General features: G+C 37.5%; 10 protein-coding genes. 6 read left to right on the top strand and 4 right to left on the bottom strand.

Annotated elements, in window-relative coordinates; genetic code table 11:
• Window positions 1-143 precede the first annotated feature (143 nt).
• The 3 genes from B2R82_RS06120 (at window position 144) to tet (ending at window position 3,876) form a co-directional block, all read left to right on the top strand.
• The gene (locus tag B2R82_RS06120) at window positions 144-674 is read left to right on the top strand and encodes a hypothetical protein (RefSeq protein ID WP_283871497.1); all 531 of its coding nucleotides are present in this window, start codon (window positions 144-146) and stop codon (window positions 672-674) included.
• A gap of 15 nt (window positions 675-689) precedes the next feature.
• Window positions 690-2,249, top strand: coding sequence for a flotillin family protein (locus tag B2R82_RS06115; RefSeq protein ID WP_286924008.1), 1,560 nt, complete (start codon window positions 690-692; stop codon window positions 2,247-2,249).
• A 250-nt stretch (window positions 2,250-2,499) separates the two neighbouring features.
• Window positions 2,500-3,876 carry a Tet(L)/Tet(K)/Tet(45) family tetracycline efflux MFS transporter gene (gene tet, locus B2R82_RS06110; RefSeq protein ID WP_286924007.1) on the top strand — a complete coding sequence of 459 codons (1,377 nt, stop codon included), beginning with the start codon at window positions 2,500-2,502 and terminating at the stop codon, window positions 3,874-3,876.
• 138 nt (window positions 3,877-4,014) lie between these two features.
• Here the strand turns inward: tet and B2R82_RS06105 are convergent, their stop codons facing one another.
• Window positions 4,015-4,560: a GNAT family N-acetyltransferase gene (locus B2R82_RS06105; RefSeq protein WP_286924006.1), complete on the bottom strand. Its 546-nt coding sequence runs from the start codon at window positions 4,558-4,560 to the stop codon at window positions 4,015-4,017.
• A 17-nt stretch (window positions 4,561-4,577) separates the two neighbouring features.
• Window positions 4,578-5,402 (bottom strand): methyl-accepting chemotaxis protein, encoded by an 825-nt coding sequence (locus B2R82_RS06100; RefSeq protein WP_283871501.1) that lies wholly within the window; start codon window positions 5,400-5,402, stop codon window positions 4,578-4,580.
• Between the two features lie 298 nt (window positions 5,403-5,700).
• Here B2R82_RS06100 and B2R82_RS06095 point away from each other — a divergent pair, with 298 nt between their 5' ends.
• The 3 genes from B2R82_RS06095 to B2R82_RS06085 all read left to right on the top strand — a co-directional run bounded on the left by B2R82_RS06095 (window position 5,701) and on the right by B2R82_RS06085 (window position 8,404).
• Window positions 5,701-6,906 carry an MFS transporter gene (locus B2R82_RS06095; protein ID WP_286924005.1) on the top strand — a complete coding sequence of 402 codons (1,206 nt, stop codon included), beginning with the start codon at window positions 5,701-5,703 and terminating at the stop codon, window positions 6,904-6,906.
• Between the two features lie 25 nt (window positions 6,907-6,931).
• Window positions 6,932-7,660, top strand: coding sequence for a sulfite exporter TauE/SafE family protein (locus tag B2R82_RS06090; RefSeq protein ID WP_286924004.1), 729 nt, complete (start codon window positions 6,932-6,934; stop codon window positions 7,658-7,660).
• A 72-nt stretch (window positions 7,661-7,732) separates the two neighbouring features.
• A complete protein-coding gene (locus B2R82_RS06085) occupies window positions 7,733-8,404 on the top strand; it encodes a peptidylprolyl isomerase (RefSeq protein ID WP_286924003.1) in 672 nt (223 codons plus the stop codon).
• Between the two features lie 66 nt (window positions 8,405-8,470).
• Here the strand turns inward: B2R82_RS06085 and B2R82_RS06080 are convergent, their stop codons facing one another.
• Window positions 8,471-8,788 carry a BRCT domain-containing protein gene (locus B2R82_RS06080; protein ID WP_283871505.1) on the bottom strand — a complete coding sequence of 106 codons (318 nt, stop codon included), beginning with the start codon at window positions 8,786-8,788 and terminating at the stop codon, window positions 8,471-8,473.
• 103 nt (window positions 8,789-8,891) lie between these two features.
• The gene (locus B2R82_RS06075) at window positions 8,892-9,674 is read right to left on the bottom strand and encodes an enoyl-ACP reductase FabI (RefSeq protein WP_283871506.1); all 783 of its coding nucleotides are present in this window, start codon (window positions 9,672-9,674) and stop codon (window positions 8,892-8,894) included.
• Window positions 9,675-9,774 lie beyond the last annotated feature (100 nt).

Here is a 9,774-nt window from a genome sequence, read left to right as displayed (position 1 = left end):
TGACATAATAGTATTTCAACAACATCAAGAGGAGCATAATATTTTAGGCTCCTTTTCTTTTGTTAGAAAAATGAGAAAAATTATGAAACTTTTGAAAGCGTACATCCGTATAGTAGGTAATACAATGAAAAGGGGTGAACAACTTGACGCTATTTGGCTATTCACTCGAGCAAATCTTTTTAGTGGTATTAATCTTCGCAGGCCTTGCAACGCTATTATTTATGTTTTTTGGTGATGCTGTTGAGGGCATTGGTGAGGGTCTACCGATTTTTAATCCAAGTGTCATTCTATCTTTCATTACGTTGATGTCAGCAGCAGGATTTATTTTAGAAAAGTTAGCCTTTTTCCCTAGCGTTTGGAATATTTTTGCGGCTGCTATCATCGGAGCTATTTTAAGTGCACTATTTTATTTATTCGTTCTAGTTCCGCTCAGATCAGCGGATGTTTCGTTAGCCTATACAGAAGAATCGCTTGGTGGTCAGCTTGGGAAGGTTATTGTCCCAATTCCAAGTGACGGCTTTGGAGAGGTTGTCATTGAAACAGCAAGTGGCATGATTTCTAAGCGAGCAACTGGCTATGACAATGAGGCAATCGACTATGATACAACGGTACTTGTTGTAGAGGTCAAGGAAGGCACACTTTTTGTAAGATCCTATGAGAAGAAATTTGTCTAAAGGAGAGATATTTATATGTCCATGGAAATTTTAATTGTGATAGGTATTGTAGCTTTTATTTTAATTGCACTTGTGGCACTGTATGTGACAAAGTATCGAACAGCGGGTCCTGATGAAGCACTGATTGTAACAGGTAGCTATCTTGGCTCAAAAAATGTACATAAGGATGAGTCAGGAAATCGTATTAAAATAATTCGTGGTGGCGGTACATTTGTATTTCCGATTTTCCAGCAAGCACAGCCATTAAGCTTATTATCTAGTAAGCTAGATGTAACTACACCTGAAGTATATACGGAGCAGGGAGTACCGGTGATGGCTGATGGAACTGCTATTATTAAAATCGGTGGGTCCATTTCTGAAATTGCAACTGCAGCTGAGCAATTTTTAGGAAAGCAAAAAGATGAGCGTGAAAATGAAGCACGTGAGGTATTAGAAGGGCATTTACGCTCCATTTTAGGCTCAATGACAGTGGAGGAGATTTATAAAAATCGTGATAAATTTTCTCAGGAGGTACAACGTGTTGCATCCCAAGACTTAGCAAAGATGGGGCTGACAATCGTCTCCTTTACGATTAAGGATGTACGTGATAAAAACGGTTATTTGGAATCGCTTGGTAAGCCTCGTATTGCCCAAGTTAAGCGTGATGCAGATATTGCAACTGCAGATGCAGAAAAAGAGACACGTATTAAGCGTGCAGAGGCATCGAAAGAAGCACAAAAGGCAGAGCTTGAGCGTGCCACAGAAATAGCTGAAGCGGAAAAAGAAAATCAATTAAAAGTAGCTGAATTCCGTCGTGAGCAGGATATCGCAAAAGCCCGCGCGGACCAAGCGTATGAGCTAGAGACGGCACGTGCAAAGCAGGAAGTAACAGAGCAGGAAATGCAAATTCGCATTATTGAACGTCAAAAGCAAATTGAATTAGAGGAAAAAGAGATTTTACGTCGAGAAAAGCAATACGATTCAGAAGTGAAGAAAAAGGCTGATGCGGATCGTTATGCTGTTGAGCAAAACGCATCTGCCGAAAAAATGCGTGAGCTTGCACAGGCTGATGCAGAGAAATACCGAATTGAATCATTAGCGCAGGCCGAGGCGGAGAAAATACGTCTGGACGGTCTTGCAAAAGCGGATGCAGAGCGTGCAAAAGGGGAAACGGATGCGGAAATTATTCGTCTGCGTGGTCTTGCAGAAGCTGAGGCAAAACGCAAAATTGCTGAGGCCTTTGAATACTATGGTCAAGCGGCAGTCTTAGATATGATTGTGCGCATGATGCCGGAATATGCGAAGGAGCTTGCAAGTCCTCTTGGCAATATTGATAAGATTACGGTTGTCGATACTGGTGGTGGAGAAGGCGGCGGTGGCGCGAACAAAGTAACTGCCTATGCAACAAACCTTATGTCCACATTACAAGAATCCTTAAAGGAAACATCAGGGATTGACGTTAAGGAGCTTATTGAAAGCTATGCAGGTAAGCATACATTACGTCCGGAGCTAGAGCAAATTGCAGCTGGCTTAGAAAAAAAACAGGCACCTATTATAGCTGAGCAAGAAGAAGAGAAGGAAACCGTCGAGCAATAATGAGAAATAGAGACCTGATGACTATAGTCATCAGGTCTTTATTGTAAAGTGATAAAGTAGGTTTAAAAAAAGTCAGTCATTTACGCAAAAAATCTGGGTTAAAAATTGTAACATATATGGTAAAATATATGAATCATATTTAGGAGGAGTTTATATGAAGTGGAATAAAGATAATTGGGTATATTTAGAGAGGGAAAGCGTATCAATAACCCTATAAACTACGTCTACCCTCATTAATGGAGGGTAAAATGTGAATACATCTCATTCACAGATAAATTTGCATCATAATCAAATTTTATTATGGCTCAGTGTTCTTTCTTTTTTCAGTGTTTTAAATGAAATGGTTTTGAATGTTTCATTACCGGATATTGCTAGAGATTTTCATAAGGAACCAGCAAGTATTAACTGGATAAATACAGCGTTTATATTGACTTTTTCCATAGGGACAGCGGTATATGGAAAACTATCGGATCAGCTAGGCATTAAAAAGCTACTACTATTTGGGATTATAATAAACTGCATCGGATCGGTTATCGGGTTTGTTGGACACTCTCTATTTCCGGTACTTATTTTGGCTAGGTTAATACAAGGAACCGGTGCCGCTGCATTTCCAGCACTTGTAATGGTTGTTGTTGCCCGCTATATTCCAAAGGAAAATAGGGGAAAGGCATTTGGTCTTATTGGGTCCATTGTAGCAATGGGAGAAGGTGTAGGGCCATTTATTGGTGGAGCAATTGCTGAATATATCCATTGGTCTTATATACTGCTTTTGCCAATTGTGACGATTATCTCAGTCCCATTCCTTGCACAATTATTGAAACAGGAAGAGGTAATAAAAGCCTCTTTTGATAATGTAGGCATACTATTTATGTCCTTGGGGATTGTATTTTTTATGATGTTTACAACATTTTATAAAATTTCCTTTTTAATCGTTAGCTTAATCTTTTTCCTCCTATTTGTTCAAAATATTAGAAGAGTATCTAATCCTTTTGTTGATCCTGCGCTAGGCAGAAATATCTCATTTATGATTGGAATTGTTTGTGGAGGACTTATATTTGGAACTGTAGCTGGATTTATTTCAATGGTTCCTTATATGATGAAAGATGTGTATCATTTAAGTACTGTTGCAATCGGAAGTGGGATTATTTTTCCTGGGGCAATGAGTGTTATTGTTTTCGGTTATATAGGGGGATTGCTTGTAGATAAAAAAGGTTCTTTATTTGTGTTAACTACTGGAAGTGCATTTCTTGCTATCAGTTTTATAGTAGCTGCCCTTTTTATAGAAACGACACCATTGCTTATCACAAGTATAGTTATTTTTGTTTTTGGGGGGCTTTCTTTTACGAAAACAGTTATATCAACCATTGTTGCAAGCAGTTTGGAACAAAAGGAAGCTGGTGCTGGTATGAGTTTGCTTAATTTCACAAGCTTTTTATCAGAAGGAATAGGCATTGCAATTGTAGGTGGATTATTATCGGTACGTTTGCTAAATCGGAAATTATTACCTCTAAATGCTGAGCCACCTGCCTATTTGTATAGTAATATACTATTGCTGTTTGCTGGGATTATCGTTGTTAGCTATTTTGTTACTATGAATATGTATAAGCGTTCCAGAATAAATATATAAAAGAGTCAAACTATAATTTTTAAATAACTGTATTTTTAACCCCGTCCTAAATGTAGAACGGGGTTATGCTTGTTTGAGCTTTTTAGATTAAGAAGCTTTAAATTTTATGATATACCCTGGTAGTATAAGCTCAAGTGGCTACTTTTTCTCCTGCCATTCACTTGCGAGCATTCCATAAACAACATGGTTTACATAATGATCGTAAAGCCATTCTGCAGCACGAATCGTACCTTCAGCAGTAAAGCCTAGTCGTTCAGGAATAGCGCGGCTTTTGGCATTGCCCTCAGCAGCACGAATTTCAACTTTATTGAGCTGTAAAACAACAAATGCATATTGTAGTAAAGCCTTAACGGTATTCGTCATAATTCCATGTCCTTGCGCCCCTTCACTGAGCCAATAGCCGATTGCCGCAATTTTATTACTAGGATTGATGGTATTAAAGCCTGCAATTCCAACAATTTCATCCTGAAAAACAATAACAAAAGAATGGCTTGTCTGTGCTTCCTGCCCCTTTATACACCCTTCAATATAGGCTGATGTATCAGCGACTTCTTTGGTGAAATCCAGCCATGGTAACCATTCACGTAAATAGGAGCGGGATTTGTCCGTTAATTCGAAAACGACATTTGCATCTTCTAGGGTAATAGTACGTAAGTATAAATTTGGTTTGATTTTGATAATCAATAACTTTCACCTCATTGTTATTTTAAGGCATCGTGCATAAAGTTCTTCATTTCATGACTAAGAACTGATAACTCTTCAATAATTTCACTGAAATCCTGAACAAGCTGGGCCTGCTCATTGGTAGCATCATTGATTTGCCCCATATTTTGTTTCAGATTTTCGAGATTCCGATTGATGTTTCTTAACGATGCTTCTATGTTTTCAGTGGCGCTAGAGGTTTCGAAGGAAAGCTTTCTAACTTCCTGTGCCACAATGTTAAAGCCAGCGCCATGCTGACCAGCACGAGCAGCCTCAATGGATGCATTTAAGCCAAGTAAATTCGTTTGGCGTGAGATGCTCTTTATTAAATCAGTGACTTCATTTGTTTTCTCAGAATCCTCAAGGGCATGCTGTGCTTGTTTGTTAATTTCTTCGCTTGTAGCAGCTAACTCTTCAGAATGTGAGGCAATTGTATGTACTTTGTCCTGTAAACTGTTCACGATAGTATCCATTGTGCTCATATAATCTTCGAGTTTAAGTTCATTGTCGATTGGCAGCCCAAATGCAAGAGCACCTACGACTTTACCATTTTCACGAATTGGGAATGAAAAAGCATTGATGGCAACGCCGTACACATCCTCTGGTATCACAACATCCGCATTTTGACCATTAAAAGCAATGAAAACATTTTGGTCGTTTGTATTTACTTTTTGACCATCTTTATAGCCTGAATCTACTCGCTTGCCTGCTAAATATTTCACAACTATTTGACTTTCTTTTTCAACAACAGCTACAATTGCTTCTTCTTTTAATGCAAGGTGGATATACGGTACTGAAAGGGATAGTGCTTCAATAATTTTCATAAAAATTCCTCCAAGTCTGTGCAACGAAAATAGTCTAGTCATCGGCTCATTTTGACAATGATAGCTAGATGATTACTTTCACTGTAGCACAATAATTGCCAACTCAAAATACTAAATCCAAATTTTTTATTTAGAAAAATAGAGAAATTATTTATAGTGAAAATGTCAAATAAAATATAACAATAAAAATAAAATTAGAAATAAATTTGTCGATTTTTTGACGGCCTATCGTGTGTTTTAATGAAAATTGTATTAGAATAAATAGTATTATTGGTTTGTATGTTAAGGAGCGAGACACATGGACTTTATTCAAAAGGGGACAAAGGCGTTTCATAAAGCAAATTGGGCTTTATTTTTAGCAGGCTTTATTACCTTTGCCAACCTCTATATAACGCAGCCTTTACTGCCAACGTTTGCAGCGGAGTTTCATGTATCACCAGCCGTTGCGAGCTTATCGCTATCAGTGACTACCTTTGCACTATCTATCAGCATGATTATTGTTGGCTCATTGTCTGAAGCTTGGGGAAGAAAATCACTAATGACTATTTCAATTTTTGCTGCATCGATCCTTACCCTAGCTCTTGCCTTTTCACCTAATTTTGAAATGATTTTAGTGCTCCGAGTATTACAGGGAGTCGTTTTTGCGGGTTTGCCTGCTATTGCCATGGCATATTTAGGAGAGGAAATCGACCCATCTAGTTTAGGTGTGGCTATGGGCTTGTACATAAGTGGAAACTCAGTTGGGGGACTTAGTGGACGGGTTATTATCGGAACATTAACGGATCTTTATAATTGGCAGGTGGGCATGATTGTGCTTGGTATAATTAGTCTACTCATTAGCCTGATATTTGTCTGGATGCTGCCGAATTCCAAGCATTTTACGGCTCGATCATTGCAAATAAAAGCATTAACGATCTCACTTTTACAACATTTAAAGGACCCATCAATGCTTTGTTTGTTCGGCATTAGCTTTGTTTTAATGGGAAGCTTTGTTACGCTGTATAACTATATAGGCTTTAAATTAATGGCATCGCCCTATAATTTAAGTGCTACAATTGTTGGGTGGATATTTATTATTTACTTAGTCGGTACATTCAGTTCTGCTTGGTTCGGTGGTTTAGCTGATCGATATGGACGTCAAAAAATGCTGCTATTGTCAATTGCTATTATGCTGATAGGGGCCATCCTTACATTACATAGCCTTCTGAGTTTGAAGATTATTGGCATTACCATTTTTACATTTGGCTTCTTTGCGGCACACTCGATTGCTAGTGGATGGGTTAGTAAAAGAGCCACTCATGATAAAGCACAAGCCTCCTCACTTTATTTATTTTTCTATTATTTTGGCTCTAGTGTTGGAGGGACAGTGGGAGGCATATTTTGGATGCATTTCGGCTGGATAGGTGTTATTACGATGATTGCTGTATTTTTAGCTGTTGCCTGCTTCCTATCTTTTTTATTAAAGAGCTTTATTAAAAAACAACATATAGCAGTGGGTCACTAGGAATTATTGATTGTGAGGTGCTATTTTGTTCGAACTTATTATCTTTTTTTTAATTATCTTGTTTGCCTCGATTTTGCAAACAAGCTCAGGTTTTGGCTTTTCTATTATCGCCACGCCATTATTGTTAGTGCTATTTTCGCCACAGGAAGCCATACAAATCAATATCCTTTTATCTTTAGTTATTTCATTTACATTAATATGGAAGATCAGACAGGATGTTGATTTTAGTTTATTGAAAAAAATTGTAATAGGTAGTTTAATTGGCGCACCATTTGGTAGTGTGATATTTTCAATTGTCAACATCATCACTTTTAAATTAATTATTGCTATCACTTTAATAGGATTAACAATTCTACTTATTAAAAATTTGTCTATTCAACCAACGACAAAAGGAGATTATGGAGTAGGCTTTTTATCAGGATTGTTAACTACAAGTATTGGGATGGCTGGACCCCCATTATTACTTTATTTTGCAGGTACAATGAAAAGTAAGGAAATGATTAGAGCTACAACTTTAGCCTACTATATTTTTATTTACCTAATTAGTTTACTCTTCCAATTAACAATGACAGGTACAAATAAAACAGTTTGGGTTAACAGTTTGTATGCATTGCCAATTTTACTAATAGGTTTAGTTGTAGGGCAAATTTTCTTTAATAGGCTTGACCAAAAGCTTTTTTCAAGGTTGATTAATATGATGCTATTCGCTGCAGGTGTTATTCTATTAATTCAAACTATATTTGCTATGTTTTAAGAGTTACTATTTGTTATAAGCGAACGAATCGGTATAATAAATAGACGAGCTAAAAAGAGGAGAGGAAATACTATGTTTACGCGTTTTAAAGGAATTTATCTTGTCTTTGCGTTGCTTACAGTGACTTTTATTGTGACAGGTTGCGGAGCAGCTAAAGAACAAGGACAACCTGAGGGTAAGAATGCACAGGAATCGGAAGAAAAAGTAGATTATTCTTCCGAAGTGAAGGAAAATCCAATTGTGACTATTACGATGGAAAATGGCGAAAAAATCGTCATCGAATTAGAGCCTTCTACAGCACCGAACACAGTAGCTAATTTTATTTCTTTAGTTAACAAAGGCTTTTATGATGGTCTTATTTTCCATCGTGTTATTCCTGGTTTTATGATTCAAGGGGGAGATCCTTCAGGTAATGGTACGGGTGGACCAGACTATTCGATAGAAGGTGAGTTTTCTTCTAATAGCTTTAAAAACGACTTGAAGCATGAACGTGGGGTTATTTCAATGGCACGTTCGGATGACCCGAATTCTGCGGGATCACAATTTTTCATTATGGTAGATACAGCATCACATCTTGATGGTCAATATGCTGCTTTTGGGAAAGTGATTGAGGGCATGGAAACAGTGGATGCGATTGTTGCTGTTGAACGAGATGGTGAAAAACCATTGGAAGATCAGCGAATGAAAAAGGTGGAAGTGGATACAAAGGGCTTTGATTACCCAGCTCCAAAAGTTTTAAAATAATAGAAGTGCTGCCCAATTAGTTTTTTGCACTAAATGATTGTGAACTTAATCGGTTTTTTAAGTTCTTTACATCGAAATAAGCCAAATAAAATCATCCTCAACAATCATTTGAATGTCTAGGCCGAGTCTAATCAATTGCTCGGCTTTTAATTGTTTTGTACTGAACCCTCGATGGTTCTTTCCAAGAATAACGAAATCTGTCTCCTTTGTAACAGCACCTTGTACTATCCCTCCACAAGCCCTCACTTTTTTCGCAGCTTCTGCACGAATCATCGTGGAAAGAGCCCCTGTAAAGACAATTTGTTTATTATAAAATGGATGCATGAAGCATTCAGATGGGTCAGAAAGATAAATGATTTCAGTGTTGTTGTTATTTTTGTCCATGTTGATTCTCCTTATGTGAATGCTAAAGGATTTCACTCTCGATCGTGCAAATTAAGAAAAGGAAGCATGAAAAATCAATGACGATTTTCCATGCTTCTTTGTATTATCCCATAATATTATAGCCAGCGTCGATGTAAATTGTTTCGCCTGTAACGCCTCGAGATAGGTGAGAAAGCATCACAATTGTCATATCTGCTACTTCGTCTTGCTGAACATTACGCTTTAATGGAGCTGTTTCTTCGATTTTGTGTAAAATTGTGTTGAAGGAAGGAACGCCTTTTGCTGCAAGTGTACGAATTGCTCCAGCTGAAATCGCATTGACACGAATATTATCCTTCCCGATATCTGCAGCAAGGTAGCGCATAGAAGCCTCTAATGCTGCTTTCGCTACACCCATTACATTGTAACCGTCAAGCACACGTTCTGCGCCTAAATAGCTCATAGTTACTATTGAACCGCCTTCAGTCATATAAGGATGTGCCGCTTTTGCTGCTGAGATAAGGGAATACGCACTAGTATCTTGTGCAAATGCATAGCCATCACGAGTTGTCTCTAAGAAACGATTGTGTAAATCTTCTGCATTGGCAAACGCTACAGAGTGTACAATACCATGAATAATGCCTACTTTTGAACCAATTTCATCAAAGGCAGCCTTTGTGCTATCATCGCTGTTTACGTCACATTGCACAATCAATGAATTAGATTGTCCGATATTTTCTAATTGCTTTTGTAATTTTTTTAATGAACGTTCTTGGCGATAGGTGAAAATAACATTTGCGCCGACATCAAATAAACGTTTTGCGATGCCCCAAGCAATACTACGATCATTTGCCACACCCATTACCACAATATTTTTATCTTTTAATTGTAATAAATTATCCATCATTTATAAGAACCCCTTTATGAAATAATATCTGTTATTAGTACCAACTACTAAAATCTTATCATACATAAAAAATGGTTGCAATAACAAGATGACAGGGAGA

The organism is Lysinibacillus sp. UBA6686 (assembly GCF_002455205.1).
Taxonomy (GTDB): domain Bacteria; phylum Bacillota; class Bacilli; order Bacillales_A; family Planococcaceae; genus Lysinibacillus; species Lysinibacillus pakistanensis.
Note: the sequence above shows the minus strand (reverse complement) of the source record. Positions and strands in the feature narration are given on the sequence as shown.

What these genes read in the sequence shown, in the direction of transcription:
- B2R82_RS06115 (WP_286924008.1), top strand. Translation starts at nt 690, where the DNA reads ATGTCCATGGAAATTTTAATTGTGATAGGTATTGTAGCTTTTATTTTA.
- B2R82_RS06100 (WP_283871501.1), bottom strand. Translation starts at nt 5,402, where the DNA reads ATGAAAATTATTGAAGCACTATCCCTTTCAGTACCGTATATCCACCTT.
- B2R82_RS06095 (WP_286924005.1), top strand. Translation starts at nt 5,701, where the DNA reads ATGGACTTTATTCAAAAGGGGACAAAGGCGTTTCATAAAGCAAATTGG.
- B2R82_RS06085 (WP_286924003.1), top strand. Translation starts at nt 7,733, where the DNA reads ATGTTTACGCGTTTTAAAGGAATTTATCTTGTCTTTGCGTTGCTTACA.
- B2R82_RS06080 (WP_283871505.1), bottom strand. Translation starts at nt 8,788, where the DNA reads ATGGACAAAAATAACAACAACACTGAAATCATTTATCTTTCTGACCCA.
- B2R82_RS06075 (WP_283871506.1), bottom strand. Translation starts at nt 9,674, where the DNA reads ATGATGGATAATTTATTACAATTAAAAGATAAAAATATTGTGGTAATG.